This is a genomic window from Synechocystis sp. FACHB-383, from assembly GCF_014698605.1.
GTDB classification, from domain to species: domain Bacteria; phylum Cyanobacteriota; class Cyanobacteriia; order Cyanobacteriales; family Microcystaceae; genus Synechocystis; species Synechocystis salina.
Genome location: NZ_JACJTJ010000043.1, coordinates 25,920 through 41,132, shown reverse-complemented (window position 1 = coordinate 41,132; position 15,213 = coordinate 25,920). Strand labels below are relative to the sequence as shown.

Here is a 15,213-nt window from a genome sequence, read left to right as displayed (position 1 = left end):
GCCCCTGTGTCAACTGTCCCTAACAATGCTCGGTGGGGTGGGTGTAGAGTCTTGGCAGAGACCTTACACTACTCTAAAGTTAGCATCGCTGTTGCAAGCCTGGATTGCCTGAGTAACCATTGCGGTTATGGGCGGCGATCAAGCCTCTGTACTTTGAGTTAGCGTTGGCTAGCCTGGGTGATGTCACCCCGACTTTTTCATCAGGAACAATCAATGATTGATCAATCTACCCTAAACACTTCCCCCCAACCCACTATCAAAATTGAAGATGACCGCACTGGCATGAGTGTGGCCACCCTGAAGCGGGCTTTTTTGGATAACCTTTTCTATCTACAGGGGATTGATCGTTCCCAGGCAACCCTCTACGACTACTATGTTGCCCTGGCCTATACCATCCGCGATCGCCTGTTGCATCGTTTCATCAAGACCGTAGCCACCTATAAGCAGGACAAAGTGAAGGTGGTCTGTTACCTGTCGGCGGAATTCCTCATGGGAAGGCATTTGGGCAATAACCTGATCAACCTGGGACTCTACGAAAAAGTTGACCAGGTAATGAAGGAATTTGACCTGGACTTAAACGAAATTATTGAGCAGGAGCCGGACCCCGGTTTGGGCAACGGTGGCTTGGGGCGTTTGGCGGCCTGTTTCCTCGATTCCCTCGCTTCCCTAGAAGTGCCGGCGATCGGCTATGGCATCCGCTACGAGTTTGGCATTTTTCACCAACGTATTCAGGACGGTTGGCAGGTGGAAGTGCCCGATAACTGGTTGCGGTTCGGTAACCCCTGGGAAATTCCCCGGGCCGATGAATCGGTGGAAGTGAAGCTGGGGGGCCACACGGAAATCATCCACAACGAAAAGAATCAACCCAAAGTAGTCTGGATTCCCGAAAGGACTATTCTCGCCATTCCCTACGACACCCCGGTGCCCGGTTACCAAACCAATACGGTCAATCCCCTCCGGCTCTGGAAGGCGGAAGCCAGTGAAGAATTCAACTTTGAAGCCTTTAATTCTGGCTTATATGACCGGGCCGTGGCGGAAAAAATGGACGCAGAAACCATTTCCAAGGTGCTGTATCCCAATGACAATACCCCCGCTGGCCGGGAATTGCGCCTCGCCCAACAATATTTCTTTGTGTCCGCTTCCCTGCAGGATTTAATTCGCATCCACCTCCGCACCCACGAAAATCTTGATACTTTTTACGAGTTAACCGCCATCCAGCTCAACGATACCCACCCCGCCGTGGCGATCGCCGAATTGATGCGGCTGTTTGTGGATCGTTATGACTATGACTGGGATAAGGCCTGGGAGATCACCCAAAAAACCTTTGCCTACACCAACCACACCCTGATGCCAGAGGCCCTAGAACGCTGGTCGGTGGACTTGTTTGCCCAACTACTGCCCCGTCATTTGGAAATTATTTACGAAATTAACCACCGCTTCCTGACGGGATTACAAACCTGGTTCCCCAACGATGAAGCCCTAGTGAGCAGTCTTTCCCTCATTGAAGAAAACCATGGCAAAAAAATCCGCATGGCCAACCTAGCCTGTGTGGGAAGCCACGCCATCAACGGTGTTGCCGCCCTGCACACGGAATTGTTGAAAAAGGATACCCTCAAGGACTTTGCCAAGCTGTGGCCACAAAAATTCTTCAATAAAACCAACGGTGTCACCCCCCGCCGCTGGATTTTGCTCAGCAATCCTGAACTTTCCGCCTTAGTAACGGAAAAAATTGGTGATGGTTGGCTAAAAAATTTGGACGAAATGCGGCAAATCGAAAAATTTATCGATGATCCCGAATTCTGTCGTCGCTGGCGGGAAATCAAGCAGAATAATAAACGCAGTTTAGCGGCCTACCTGCTCAAGTACCGCAACGTGGAAATTGATGTTAATTCCTTATTTGATGTCCAGGTTAAACGGATCCACGAATACAAACGTCAACATCTTGCGGCCCTAGAAATCATCCATCTCTACAACCGCATTAAACAAAATCCTGAACGGGTGATGGTGCCTCGCACCTTCATTTTTGGTGGTAAGGCGGCCCCTGGTTATTTCATGGCCAAACTAATCATCAAGTTGATCAATGCCGTTGGGGAAGTGGTTAACAATGATCCCGATGTGCGGGGCCGGTTAAAGGTGGTCTTTGTTTCCAACTTCAACGTCTCCCTGGGGCAAAGGATTTATCCCGCCGCTGACCTTTCCGAACAAATTTCCACCGCAGGTAAGGAAGCCTCCGGTACGGGCAATATGAAATTTGCCATGAATGGAGCCTTAACCATTGGTACGTTGGACGGGGCCAACATTGAAATTCGCGAAGAAGCCGGGCCAGAAAACTTTTTCCTATTTGGCCTCACCGCGGAAGAAGTTTATGCCATGAAAGCAGGGGGTTACAATCCCCAGGATTATTACCACAACAATCCGGAACTCCAGGCTGTTATTGACCGCATTGCCCACGGCTATTTTTCCCCCGGTAATCCCGACCTGTTCCGCCCCATTGTTGATTCCCTGCTCCACCACGATCCCTATATGTTGCTAGCGGACTTCCAAGCCTATGTGGATTGTCAAGACCAGGTGAGCAACACCTATGAAGATCAGGAAAAATGGACAAAGATGTCTATTCTCAACTCGGCCCGCATGGGTAAATTTTCTTCTGACCGCACCATTCGGGAATATTGTCAGGAAATTTGGAATGTGCCTCCGGTGAAAATTTCCTTGAATGAATATCACCCTGAATATGTTGATTATTGATTAGTCTTTAAACTCTAAAGAAATAAATCGACAGTCTGGCTGACCCCATTGGCCCAGACAAAACTAGGATTGTATCGGCCATCATTTCCCCTTCCAGAACAATGGGGGGACAATGGTGGCTTAACTGTCAGCGGAGAAACTAAGCCCATGCTCTGGCCCTATAAGACCCCAGGAATTACAGATGGCCTATTTGAACGATTACCGGGCATTCCCCTCAGCAAAAGGGAGGTGCGCCTGCTGATTATTTCCGCTTTGCAGTTGAAGGAGGAGTCCATCATTTGGGACATTGGGGCCGGCACTGGCACCATTCCGGTGGAACTGGGCTTATTGTGTCCCCGTAGTCGCATTGTGGCAGTGGAAAGGGATGAGGAAGTAGCGGGCTTAATTCGCCGTAACTGTGAACGGTTTGAAGTGAGCAATGTGACTGTCCATGAGGGTAGTGCCCCGGATTGTTTACCCCAGCTAATTGCCCACCCCACCCATATCTGCATTGAAGGAGGCCGGCCCATTAAGCAAATTTTGCAGGAAACTTGGGCCCATTTAGCTCCTGGGGGTCGTTTGGTGGCAACGGCGAGTAATTTGGAAAGTCTTTATGGCATTTCTGAAACTTTGTCGGCCTTACAGGTCCGCAATGTAGAGGTGGTGCAAGCGGGGGTAAATCGTCTGGAAAAACGGGGCTTACAACAGGTTTTTGCCGCAGTGGACCCCACTTTTATTTTGGCGGGAGAAAAATTGTCCTAGTCGGGGAAATAGGGAAGAAGGCCTAGGGGTTTGCTTCTGTTCTAAAATAAAAACTAAGAAAAGGTTAACAAACAGTGAATTTTGTTCAGTGCCGGGTTGACACTTTCCCTTATTTTTGGTCTTTTTTACCTTTACCATGCCCACCCAGAGAATTATTAGTGCGGTCATCGGCATTGCCTTGGCGTTTTCCCTGTTAATTTTGGGGGGTTGGTACTTTAGCGCGGCGATCGCCTTAGTGATTTATCTGGGGTTGCGGGAATATTTCCAAATGGTCAGGGCTAAGGGCATTGCGCCAGCCGCTAAGACCACCATGGTGTTGTCATTGATGTTGCTACTGTCGGCCACGGTGACCCCCCACTTAACCGACGCGTTTTTTCCTTTAACCGGAGCGTTGATCTGCTTTTATTTGCTGTTTCAACCCAAAATGGCCACCATTGCCGATATTTCCACCTCGTTACTGGGCTTGTTTTATGGCGGCTATTTACCAAGCTATTGGGTCCGACTACGGTTGGGGGACGGAGCCGTTAACCCCATGGGACTGCACTTACCCCTGAATGGCTTTTGGCCAGAGTCCTGGGCCCATCCAGAAAATTTTCCCACCGGCCTGCTGGTGACCATCCTCGCCTTTGCCTGTATCTGGGCGGCGGACATTGGCGCCTACATTATGGGTAAGTGGTTGGGGCGTACTCGTTTGTCGGACATTAGCCCGAAAAAAACCGTGGAGGGTTCCCTCTGGGGAGTGGGAGGTAGTTTATTAGTGGGGGTATTGGGGGCGTGGTATTTACAATGGCCCTATTGGGAAATCACCGGCGCTTTACTGGGCCTATTAATTGGCATAGTCAGTCTGCTGGGGGACTTAACGGAATCAATGATGAAACGGGATGCGGGGGTGAAGGATTCTGGTCAATTAATTCCGGGGCACGGAGGCATTTTAGACCGCACCGACAGCTATGTCTTTACGGCTCCCCTAGTTTATTATTTTGTTGTTTTACTGTTGCCCGTGCTTAACAATCTTTGATTGAACGTCTTTGTGTTTTTCTCTGGCGATCGCCTTGGTCAGAAGGGGGCTATTTGGGCAGCGAAAATAGAACATAGCCCATAAACCATACCCAAGAATTGACCTTTGCTCAGACTAGTTTCTTTCTAGGGCGATTGTGAAACTTCCCGTTCCTGCCAACTGGTTATTCCTCGAAAGGCTGGGGTGGACATTTTCGTCGGTTGGAGTTTATCCCAAGTTTCATTTTGTTCCATGCCGCTGGAACCACAGTTGCTAAGCCATCATATAACGGGGCGCAGGAGAACTGACCATGGTGGCCTTGATTCTTTCAATGTCAGTCTCCGCTGTGTCCCGACTAGAGTTTTTCGCTTTTTGGAAAGTGGCTTGGTTTCGATCATTCATGCCCTTTATGGCGATCGCCGGGGCAATGAAGGGTAAAAATTAGCCAATCAATGAAGTTAGCTCAACCAGCCATTTTTGTTGCTGGGGATGGTGGGGGCAAAAACCTGCAGTAGTTCAAACTGGGCTTCCCGAATTTCGTACATGAGGCTGATCAAATCATCGGCATGGGGGGAAGCGAGGATCTTTTGCTTAATCTCCTCAAAACCCTCATCCAAAATATTGTTAGCTTCTGCCAAGTCATCGGTGGCTTGGAGTTGCCGCTCTAATTCACCAAACTTATTTTTCAACATCTGCCCTTCTGCGTTATCTGGAAAAGAAGCCACCATCTCCCCAATGGCCACCTGCAATTGTTCCAGTTCTGCTTGCTCGGCCGTGGGTCTGGCGATCGCCTGGCTTTGTTCCATGGCGGGGGGAGCCCCATCAAAGTTCAAACCATTGGGCACAGGGGCCTCCGTGGGGGGCATAAATAAGGTAAAAGCAGAAACAACAAAGCAACCAACACACATGGGACTAATTCTCCTAACACAATCTATAGAAGTAGGGGCGAGCAATTGGGACTTGGTGACTCCCCGTTAGCTGGGAACTAGAGCACCCCATTCTGAGGGGAAGCCGCCGGACCGCAAAAGCTGAAATTTGCCCCACCTTAACAAAAAACTAGCTTCAGCTTCCAGGGTGCCAGTTTTAGAACTGTTTCTCATAGCGAATGATGAACTGACTGAAATTGTAATCGTAGGTGAAACGCATATAGCCCTTGTCCTCCACCTCATAGATAGCTTCGAGGAAAGGCACCACCCGGAAGTCCGTGCTCTTGATTTTGTCGCTGATAGCCGTTTCCACGTCGTAGACCAATCCCTGGAAAATCATCGGGATCGCCAGTTGGGTAATGCCCACCTGTAGTAACTGGCTGGAGTTTTTGCCCTGGAGCGCATCCACCAAAACAATCACCTGTTCTCCCAAGAGGCGAACAATTTCCCCTTCGGTACGGGGAGGACTGCTGGTCAGGTTTAGGGCCGGATTGCTAAAAATTTGTTCGTTCTCTACCCCCTGGGCGGCCAGAATTTGTAGGCAGCGGGAAAGGCGATCAAGTTGAAATTCATCAAAACTCCCCACCCCTGTGAGCGGCCGGAAGGTGACAGTGGGGTCACAAACGGCGCTGTAGCGGGGGTTAATATTGGGCAAAATTTGGCTCAGACTGCCGTCAATGGTGAGGCGCACATCAATCCGCTCAATTTGATTCAGACTGTCGTCGGGATATTCATTGGTTTCCTGGGAACGCATCCGGGCCGACTGGGGCAGATCGGACACAATGGTGCGCATGGCGATGTTCAAGCTGGGGTTAATTAGGTCTTCATCTGAATAAAACGTAATTGTGTTGGGGGCCCGGCGATCGAGCAAAAAGCGGGTATCAAAAAAGCTGACCCGACCCCGGTCGAGGCTAATGGTGCCATCGGCCCGCAGATCGTTAAAGTCAGTCAGGGGGCCATTGACCGTTAATCCACCACCAAAGGTAAACACATAAAGAGGCTCCTGCTCGATATGAAGATTGTCCAGGGTGATGCGTAGGTCGTTCAACTGGGGTTCCACCAAAGGCGATCGCCTTGTGCCCTTGAACCAACCCAGTCTGGTGCGTAATTCCGCAATGCGGCTTGGTTGACTGTCCAAGCTCCGATCCGGCACAAATACCCTGCCATTGGCTAAGGCCACGTCTCCGGTGAGTTTTGGCGCCAAGGCAGAACCTTCGACGGTCACTAACCCCGCTAAATTACCTTGGTAAAGATTGGGAATGGCGATATTGGTCGGTTTAATGCTGACCTGGAGGGGATTTTCCAAGCCCGGCTGGGCATCAAATAGGGGCAGTACACCGGCCACTTCGATCCGACTTTGGTCCAGTTGCCCCGTTAACTGTTCAATGGCGATCGTTGTGTTGTTAAACAGAATTTCCCCATCCACCTGCACCGGGGTTGGTAGGGCGGCACTCCTAATTTGTGCTCCATTGAGACTGACCTTACCCAGGGCTCTAAGATCGGCAATGCCAATGCCGTTATGTTGGTCAATTTCCCCTTCTACCTTTAAATCCGCTTGTCCTTCCCCGCCGAGCCAGACCAATTGTTCTTGACTGACCACGTCTAACAACTCCAAGGAATTGGGGGGAATTTTGAATTCAGCCCTAAAGGTACTTGGCCCCTCTGCGGCCTTCGCTTCCTGGGGATTCCAATAAAAGGGCACATCAGCCCGCAAGTAGAGGGGAGAAGCTTCCGAAGTGACTAATTGTAATAAATTATTTTGGTAATCGAATTGTCCCCCCACTTCTTCCGGCACCGGCCTAGCATTGAGGGTGATCTGGTCAAAGTTGAATTTTCCCGATAGGGCAGGGCCGGCGGCGGTCAGGGCCACACTTCCTTCGGCGTTGAGACGGGCACCAAAGGCGGAGGACATTTCCACAAAGGAGTCCAAATTGTTCAGATTAAAATCCTTAATTGACCATTGCAATTGGGTTTTTTCTAGGGAGAAAATTCCCTCTGCCCCCAGGCGAGATTCTCGAATTTGCACAAAAGAGGGTAGTAGGGCCAGACGACCGTCAGCAAATTTAGCTTCCAGTTGAAACTGTTCAATGGGCAGGAAGCGGGTTTCATTCATCACTAGCCCAATGGGGGGCACAATGTTGGGAAAGGGCCCCTGGGGGTACCAACTCCAATTTCTGCCCTGTACTTTGAGGGCGAGGGCCGGATCCCGTAGGGTGCCATTCAAATTAAGCGCCGCATCAAAATTTCCCTGGACGTTTAACTGGGTCGGTACCCCCCCCCGTTCGTACTGCTGGGCGAGGGCAATAATGCGCTGGTCAATGACGTAGAGGAGATTAAGCTGATTCTCCAACGACCCATCGGGGTTGCCTAAACTGAGGGGACCAACGATATCGGCAGATTCCTTGGGGACGGACTCTAAACCCGTAAGCCGCAGTAGGGAACCCACATCGGAAATATTGGCCGCCGTCAACAGGGGCGCAATTTCCCCACCGTTGACGTTTACATTAGCTTGGATGGCTTCAGTTCTGAAGTTGAGAGAACCCTGGGCTTGATATTGACCGATGGGGGTTTTAACCTGGCCTTGTTTGAGTTGTAGGGTTTGATTTTGATAGCCCAGGGCCGCTGTCACTTCACCGATCGCCGAGGAGCCAAGGCTGACAGCATCAATGGCCAAATTACCCTGGCCGTTACCGTTACGGAGGTTAACTACAAGGTCGGCATTGAGGTTGCCATCCAGTTGCCCGGCAATTTGGTAACGTAGCCCCGGCCGCAGTTCTAAAATGGCGAGGGGAAAATCTTTCACTTCCATGGCGAGGCGATCGCCGTTGAGTTTGCCCTGGGCGAGGATGGGTTGCTCCCGACCATAGGCCTGACGCAGGTTAAAACTGTTGGGAAGGTAGGGAAACAGGCAATTGCCCCGGCAGGGTTTGAAATTCACCGCCAGGCGATCCACTTGCCCCCGGAGATCCACTAGAACATTTTGGTTTAACTGGACCGACAGGGGGCCCCGCAATTGGGGCTCAAAGCCAAAACCATTCACGGCTAAGTTATTGATCTCCAGATTGCCCGCTAATTTTAAATCTGCCAAGCCAGTGACGTTACGCCCCGTTAACTGCCCGGTAAATTGACTGGTGCCCTCCATGGCCAAAGCTTGGGGGCGAAATTCCGGGGCCAGGGGCAGTAGGGTCAGTAGGACATCGATGGGCAGGGGCGCAAAACTGAGGCCATTGCGGACATTGAGATTAACATTGGTCAGGGCTGGGCGTTGGCGGAAGTTGCCAATGGTAATCTTGCCGTCGGCATTGAGGTTCTGGGGTCCACTACGGAAAGCGGCCCGTTGCACTGTGACGGGGATGGTGCCCGCATTATTAGCGGTCGTAAATAAATTAGCTAAGTTGCCCGTTAGTCGAACTTCCCCCTCCACCGGGGCCAGGGCGGAACCATCGGTGCCACCATATTTGGCTAGTAGGGGATTGAGGTTGATTTCCCTAGCAGTGAGTCGACTTTGCCAGGTGAGATTTTTCAGGGCACTCACACTGGTTACAGTTCCCCCCGCCACCTCCAAATCCACATTGGCGATCGCCGCTACCTGACTCAAATCCGGTTGGGCTTGCACCAGGTCGGCCAGATTTGCCCCCAGGGAGATACGTCCTCTCTGCACTTGGGCAGGGACAGGAATTTCTGGAGCGAGGGCGTTGAGGGGAATGGCCCCCACATTGGCGATCGCCCCTAGGTTGCCATTGAGCAGAGTACCGTTTACCGATACGGGGCCATTGGCAACGGTGAGTTTTAACTGGCCCTCCCCCTGGAGACGGTTGAGGTCAAAGTTGCGCACACCTGCCCAGGTATTAATGTCCCCCACAAAGGCACTGCCCTGGATTTCTCCTGTGTTTAACCTAGCTGCCACCGGCAACCCAGGTAAAAAGGGATTAAGGGCGATCGCCCCCAGGGTGGCATTGGTTTGTACTGTACCTGCCTGCAATTGGGCATTGCCAGTGATTTGGCGATCGTCCACCAGGGCCGTAAATTGACTGCGGGCCTGTATTTGTCCCAGGGGTAACTGCCCTGCCAATAGAGGGGCCAAGGGGAATTGGCTTTGGGCGCTGACGAGGGAGAGGGCCACCGGCGCGGCTAAAGCAGGCACATATTGATTGACGGCAATGTTGCGGGCTTCTACCTCTGCTTGGACTTGCCCCCTGGTCAAATTGGCACTAATGGCGGCGGTTTGTTGCTGACTGGCGAGTTGAATCTCGGCATTGCCCTGCCAAACGTTGGGGTCAAAGGCAAAAATTTCCCCGCTCACATTGCCCTGGCCCCTGGTGAGGGTGAGGGGTTGCGCTGTCAGTTGGGGGGAGCAAAAGTTACTTTTTTCTAGCCCACACAGGCTTTGCAAAAGGGGTTGCAGGGGAAATTGGGCCGTGTTCCAACGGGCTTGCCAACGGTCCTGGGCAAAATTGGCCTGGCCCTGCACTGTCAAGGAACCCTGGTTGGTGCTTACTTCCGCTTGGGTGAGGGTTAATTGGGGCCCCACTAAATTAGCTTCCCCCCTAGTGCCTAGGTTAAGACGGCCCTGGCGATCGCCGTCGCTGGTTTGCCATTGCAAATTTAAACGGGGATTTCCCAAGGTGCCCCCAGCCTGGCCGGAAAAACCCAGGTTGCCAATCTCCACCTGTTGCAAATTCAAGTCGTAGGTATCCAACAAGGCCATGGTGGCGATCGCCCCACTGATCCGGCCTGTCACGGGAATGGCCTGCCACCGCCACTGGGCCGCTTCGGGGGTTAGTAATTGCCGTAGTTTCCAGGGGGACTGTACCCGAGCTTGGATTTCCCCTCCACTGACAGGTCGTAAACTGACATCAGCCAAGGTAACTTGGTCTAAATCGGCCCGGAAATTAATCCCCAAGCGATTCAGAGGAACTCGATCCAGGGTTACCGTGGCCACATTGGTCAACTGGCCCTGGAGTTGGGGGTCGGTGAGGGTCCCCTCTAACTTTCCCTGGACCTGGACTTCCCCTGTGATCGGTAATGGTAGGGGGACAGCAATGGTATCCAGGAAAGCGGCGGTGTCAATGGCCTTGGTACTGAACTGGACATCGTAGCCCGATCGCCAGTCAATGGTGCCCTGGAGCACAGCATTGAGGGGGCCGAGGTTAATGGTGCCCTGGTTAATCTGCAACTTTTGCCCAGTCAATCCCAGGTCTAAACCGACTTGCAAAGGGGCCTTGACCTTATCGATGCGGGCTTGGAGTTGCGCCAACTTAACATCGCCCACGGTTTGCAAAGCGGACCACTGTTGCCAACTGGGTAGGGTACCCTGCACCTGTCCGGACACCTGGCCTTTTTCCACTGTCACGGGTAAAGGGGGTAAAAGACTGGCTAAAGCAGGTAAATCGAGGCGGTTAATAGTGACATCGGTTTGACTTTCCCCCGTATTGAGGACCGTTTGCCCCTGGGCCTGGAGATCACTGCCAGCTAATTGCACCCCCAGGTCATAACTAACGGTTTGTTGGGGGCCATCATCCTGACGCCGATATTGGTAACCTCCTTGGCCGGCGGCGATAATTTCCACTGCTTGCTGAAAACCCTGGGGTAACAGTTGCAGTTGCGCATTTTCCAGCGTCACCCCCACCGTTAAATCCAGGGGGAGGGAAAAGGGTTTGTCCCCCTCCGGTAACGTGATGGTGGTCCATTGCCCTGTAGGCTGTTGCTCCAGGGTCACCTGGGGATTAACAATGGTGGCCCTAACCTCCACCGGCCTGCCCACCAAAAAAGGTAGGGGATTGACATCCACTTCAATGGCTTCAATGGCGATCGCCGTCGCATCATCGACCGTCCGTGGTAGGGAGGAATTGCCCAGCCTTACCCCCAGTAAACGAAAATCCTCCACCGGGCCAATGTCCACCGGCCGCCCCAACAATCTGGATAATTCCGACTCTAAAAATGGTGATGCTTCCCGGTAGGCCAGGTGTTGCCCTCCCAGATACAGGCCCGTACCCACCACCGCCAGACCCCCCAGGGTGATCAGGGTGCTGGGTCTAGTTAGCCAACGTCTCAATTTGGCGATCGCCCCCGCACTGTGAGGGGAAGGATTGTTGCTCATGGGTACTTGGCAAAATCAACTCAGTTCACGACTCACTGACCATGGGGTCTAAATGGACTAGACCGCCGCCAGGGATGGTTAGTTTCTGTTTTAGCGGAGAAAGTGGTCTAGGGCGAACTGTTAGAACAAATTGGTCAAATTAGGTAGGGTTTGCAAATTTTTCGGGTCACAACGGCCTTATTAACCGAGTTTTTGCCCCATTTCTCCACCATTACCCAACTGGGAAAAGCTCCCCCTGGCATTTTAGGGCATCAACCCAGGGCAAAATCGAACCCATACCACAGTAACCCAGCTAACCGCCTTACAACTGTTCATGGAAATAACGCTGGTACAAAGGACAGCTAGCACTGCACCGATCGCCACTAAGGGTCACGAGCCCCATGCTTTCCAAGCGGTAGGCGATGGGGGGGTCTAACTGCACCGGACTGTCACTGTTAACCACCTGCTTCATGCTGGCGGCCAAATCCGGCGTCCCCGTCAGTAAGCCCCAAAGACGGCGGAGATGATTGCTATAAATACCGCTCTGGGTAACCGCATTGACCAAAATGGTTGGTAGATCTACACTGGTTTTTTGTACCGCATCCAACGCCAAACGAATCAGATAGGGATGGCCCCCCACCAGTTCGCCTAAATTCAATAAATTTTCTTCTTCAATTTGATTTTCATCAAAACCATAGGCGGTTTTCAGTTGGAGAATTTGCTCTTTGGTGAAGCCAGTTAATTTCCACTGACGCCCCACATTAAAGGGGGATTGGTTGGCGTCTAGTTTGACATAGGCTTCGGTGGAATTGGCAATGATTAAACGAAGTTTTTGCCATTGGGCCAGGTTATTACTTTCTTCATGCCAATAGCGCAACATGGGCAGGAAATCCTGGGCAATGACAGGAAACTCAAATAAGCGGTCTAGGTTATCAATAGCCAGCACTAAGGCCCGGTCAGTTTGACCAAGTAAATAATCTTGTACGTAGGTTTTACAACTAACTAAACTGCCAAACAATTCTTCGTCCCAATAGTCATCTAAGTTGGGTTTAATACCCAATTCCCGACTGAGGTTGGCACAGAACCACCGTAAAAATTTATCTAGGTTACTAAACATGGCACTTTCCGCCGTTTGGAGATTGAGATAAATATGGCGATCGCCCGTTGCCTCCACTTCCCCTAGCAAAAATTGTAATAGGGATGTCTTGCCCATTTTTTCCGGAGCTTTAATGCGCAATAGGGCTCCCCCCCTGGTCAGTTCCTCAAGACATTGTTGCTCTGTGGGCAGCCGTAGAACATAGATGACGTTATCTCCCAGGGGACTGCCCCGGCCAACGGTTAATGCTGGGGTAAGACCATTAATGCCGCCGGCCAATTGCTCACTCTGCCATTGGGGATATTTGACCTCCTTAAACCAATCTCGCAACAGTTGGAACTTGCCTGGTCCGCGACTGCTGGCATCCAATTCTGGGCAACCCCCTGGCTTATCATTGGCAAAAACCCCGTAAATTTGGGTCATTTGTTTTTTGTAAGTTTCATGGCTAGCGGCCTCAGCAATCTCCCACACCTCCAGGTCGGACTTGCGCCAATGTTCGTAGGCAAAGCGAGCTAAAAATACCTCCTTAAGCTTGCCCCGTAGGTTGTAGTCGTGGGTAATGTCTAGTAAAAATTGGTTCCAACCAGTTGGTTTCATCGACAAATATGGTCTCGGTAATTAAGTGCTGAGCGTCTGCCCAACCGATTTAATGGTAGCGCTGAAAACTGCTATGATACCACTGAATAATTAACAATATTTTAGTACAAAAGAGGAGTTAAACCCATGGCTAAAAGTGGACGACAAGGGGCCGGTGGATTCTGGCGGGACTTTAAGGATTTTATCCTGCGGGGTAACGTGGTAGATCTGGCCGTAGCCGTAGTAATTGGTGGTGCTTTTACCAACATTGTTAATGCATTTGTAGCTTGGTTAATGGCAATTTTGCTCCAACCAGTGCTGGATCAAGCTGGTGTCAGTCAATTACAGGATTTACCCTTAGGTTTAGGGGAATTAGTGATTGCAGTGGTGAACTTTATTATTATTGCTTTTGTGATTTTCCTCATCATTAAAGCCATCGAAAAAATGCAACGTAAAAAAGCAGTGGAGGAAGAAATTGTGGCGGAAGTGCAGCCAGATCCGATGCTAGAAGCCCAAACTAATTTAACCGATTCCATTAATCGTTTAATTACTACTTTAGAAAGTCAGCAATCTCCCCCTCAATGATCACTTAACCAACCGATCGCCTGGCGGATCCAAATTTCAGGATCGTCGCTCTGGGCCACCTCTGGAAATTGGCTGACCATGGCCATCGCCTGCTGGATTTCCGTCTGACTGTAACCCAAGGCCAATAGGGTCATTTCTAGGTCTTCCAGCAGGGCAGTCTGGGGCAGGGCAGAGTCAATTTCCCCAGCCCCCATTTGTAGCTTGTGCCATTGGGATAACTTACTTTTCAGCTCCAGGGCTAACCGTTCCGCTCCCTTTTTCCCTACCCCCGGCGTTTGACATAATTGTTTGATATTGCCCGTCACCACTGCCTGCACCAAACCTTCAAAACCCAGCGTTTCAATTAAGGCGATCGCCAACTGGGCCCCGATGCCGGTTACCCCCATCAATTGACCAAATAAATCCCTTTCCGCCAGGCGGCCAAAACCAAATAGGGCCATCTGGTCCTGACGTACCAAGAGGTGGGTAAAAACCTGTTGGGGTTCCGGGGGCGGCGGAGTCCATTGTTGGGCTAAAGAATGGGGCACCTGCAACTCATAGCCCACCCCATTAACGGACAAAATTAAAAACCAACGGTTCTGAATATTTTTTGTGACTGTAATAACTTGGCCGTGGAGAAACTGAATCATACTAGTTTGCTTTTAAATCAACTGGGCCGTAGCTGCCATGCCGATGGCGATCGCCGCGCCGAGGAAAGTGTTAATGCCGTTAACTACCTCATTGGTTAGCCAGGGCCATTTGTTTTGCAACGTTGCCCCAATCACGCTCTCTAGGTTGGTGGCCCCAAAGGCGGCCAGGGTGGAGAACATAACGCCCCCTAGGGTGATCAATCCCAAGCCGTAACCTAAAAATGCCAGAGCTGACCCGGCCACAAATCCCGCCACGGTGCCTTCCACACTCACGGCTCCCTCTGTTCCCCTCGGTACTGGTTGCAGGGTGGTAATTAAAAAAGTGCTTTTACCGTAGGCTTTGCCCACTTCGCTGGCGGTGGTGTCCGATAACTTGGTGCTAAAACTAGCGACGTAACCCAACGCTAACCAGGGTTGCCACTCCTGCGGACCAAAGGCGATCGCCAGGGCACAGAAAGCAGCAGTCAAGGCAGAACCCCAGACATTTTCCGGGCCCCGTTGGCCGGATCTTTTTTCGGCAATGCCAGCGGCTTCCTTTTCCGCTTGGCCAATGCGGGTGACCGCAGAACCCACCAAAAAATAGGCTAAAACCACCAGGTACCCTTGCCAGCCCAGGGCGGCCCAAATGATTACCCCCAGCACCCAGGCATGGCCGTAACCCGCAGCGGTTAAAAGCTTCTTCGGGGCGATCGCCGCAAAGGCCAACAGCAAACTATTGAGCACAATACCGGTAAGCCAGGGGAAGGCCAAACTTTGCCGCCACACTTCACTAATCAGGGAATTGTCCATGGTGAAAAAATGCCAAAAACATCGATGGTTGATGGATCAAGGGTCACTCC

The 15,213-nt window shown here is 51.5% G+C and carries 10 protein-coding genes; 4 read left to right on the top strand and 6 right to left on the bottom strand.

Annotation, left to right across the window (positions count from 1 at the left end; translation table 11 throughout):
* Positions 1-213: 213 nt before the first annotated feature.
* From H6G45_RS12960 to H6G45_RS12950, 3 genes are all read left to right on the top strand, one after another.
* Positions 214-2,745 carry a glycogen/starch/alpha-glucan phosphorylase gene (locus tag H6G45_RS12960; RefSeq protein ID WP_190598834.1) on the top strand — a complete coding sequence of 844 codons (2,532 nt, stop codon included), beginning with the start codon at positions 214-216 and terminating at the stop codon, positions 2,743-2,745.
* 147 nt (positions 2,746-2,892) lie between these two features.
* Entirely contained in the window at positions 2,893-3,486 is a 594-nt protein-coding gene (cbiT, locus tag H6G45_RS12955; RefSeq protein ID WP_190598890.1) for a precorrin-6Y C5,15-methyltransferase subunit CbiT, read from the top strand.
* Positions 3,487-3,622: 136 nt separating this feature from the next.
* Positions 3,623-4,504, top strand: coding sequence for a phosphatidate cytidylyltransferase (locus tag H6G45_RS12950; RefSeq protein WP_010872218.1), 882 nt, complete (start codon positions 3,623-3,625; stop codon positions 4,502-4,504).
* Between the two features lie 252 nt (positions 4,505-4,756).
* Here the strand turns inward: H6G45_RS12950 and H6G45_RS19860 are convergent, their stop codons facing one another.
* The 4 genes from H6G45_RS19860 to H6G45_RS12935 all read right to left on the bottom strand — a co-directional run bounded on the left by H6G45_RS19860 (position 4,757) and on the right by H6G45_RS12935 (position 13,181).
* Complete coding sequence (locus H6G45_RS19860) at positions 4,757-4,885, bottom strand: hypothetical protein (protein WP_255512813.1); 129 nt, start codon at positions 4,883-4,885, stop codon at positions 4,757-4,759.
* Between the two features lie 56 nt (positions 4,886-4,941).
* Complete coding sequence (locus tag H6G45_RS12945) at positions 4,942-5,391, bottom strand: hypothetical protein (protein ID WP_242018164.1); 450 nt, start codon at positions 5,389-5,391, stop codon at positions 4,942-4,944.
* Positions 5,392-5,566: 175 nt separating this feature from the next.
* Positions 5,567-11,509, bottom strand: coding sequence for a translocation/assembly module TamB domain-containing protein (locus H6G45_RS12940; protein ID WP_190598833.1), 5,943 nt, complete (start codon positions 11,507-11,509; stop codon positions 5,567-5,569).
* A 301-nt stretch (positions 11,510-11,810) separates the two neighbouring features.
* Entirely contained in the window at positions 11,811-13,181 is a 1,371-nt protein-coding gene (locus tag H6G45_RS12935) for an AAA-like domain-containing protein (RefSeq protein WP_190598832.1), read from the bottom strand.
* Between the two features lie 126 nt (positions 13,182-13,307).
* Here H6G45_RS12935 and mscL point away from each other — a divergent pair, with 126 nt between their 5' ends.
* Positions 13,308-13,745 (top strand): large conductance mechanosensitive channel protein MscL, encoded by a 438-nt coding sequence (gene mscL / locus H6G45_RS12930; protein WP_190598831.1) that lies wholly within the window; start codon positions 13,308-13,310, stop codon positions 13,743-13,745.
* On the opposite strand, the gene ruvA is transcribed toward mscL, so the two are convergent.
* Positions 13,739-14,374 (bottom strand): Holliday junction branch migration protein RuvA, encoded by a 636-nt coding sequence (ruvA, locus tag H6G45_RS12925; protein ID WP_190598830.1) that lies wholly within the window; start codon positions 14,372-14,374, stop codon positions 13,739-13,741. The genes mscL and ruvA overlap by 7 nt on opposite strands.
* A gap of 12 nt (positions 14,375-14,386) precedes the next feature.
* A complete protein-coding gene (locus H6G45_RS12920) occupies positions 14,387-15,163 on the bottom strand; it encodes a TIGR00297 family protein (RefSeq protein WP_190598829.1) in 777 nt (258 codons plus the stop codon).
* Positions 15,164-15,213 lie beyond the last annotated feature (50 nt).

What these genes read in the sequence shown, in the direction of transcription:
- H6G45_RS12960 (WP_190598834.1), top strand. Translation starts at nt 214, where the DNA reads ATGATTGATCAATCTACCCTAAACACTTCCCCCCAACCCACTATCAAA.
- cbiT (WP_190598890.1), top strand. Translation starts at nt 2,893, where the DNA reads ATGCTCTGGCCCTATAAGACCCCAGGAATTACAGATGGCCTATTTGAA.
- H6G45_RS12950 (WP_010872218.1), top strand. Translation starts at nt 3,623, where the DNA reads ATGCCCACCCAGAGAATTATTAGTGCGGTCATCGGCATTGCCTTGGCG.
- H6G45_RS19860 (WP_255512813.1), bottom strand. Translation starts at nt 4,885, where the DNA reads ATGAATGATCGAAACCAAGCCACTTTCCAAAAAGCGAAAAACTCTAGT.
- H6G45_RS12945 (WP_242018164.1), bottom strand. Translation starts at nt 5,391, where the DNA reads ATGTGTGTTGGTTGCTTTGTTGTTTCTGCTTTTACCTTATTTATGCCC.
- H6G45_RS12940 (WP_190598833.1), bottom strand. Translation starts at nt 11,509, where the DNA reads ATGAGCAACAATCCTTCCCCTCACAGTGCGGGGGCGATCGCCAAATTG.
- H6G45_RS12935 (WP_190598832.1), bottom strand. Translation starts at nt 13,181, where the DNA reads ATGAAACCAACTGGTTGGAACCAATTTTTACTAGACATTACCCACGAC.
- mscL (WP_190598831.1), top strand. Translation starts at nt 13,308, where the DNA reads ATGGCTAAAAGTGGACGACAAGGGGCCGGTGGATTCTGGCGGGACTTT.
- ruvA (WP_190598830.1), bottom strand. Translation starts at nt 14,374, where the DNA reads ATGATTCAGTTTCTCCACGGCCAAGTTATTACAGTCACAAAAAATATT.
- H6G45_RS12920 (WP_190598829.1), bottom strand. Translation starts at nt 15,163, where the DNA reads ATGGACAATTCCCTGATTAGTGAAGTGTGGCGGCAAAGTTTGGCCTTC.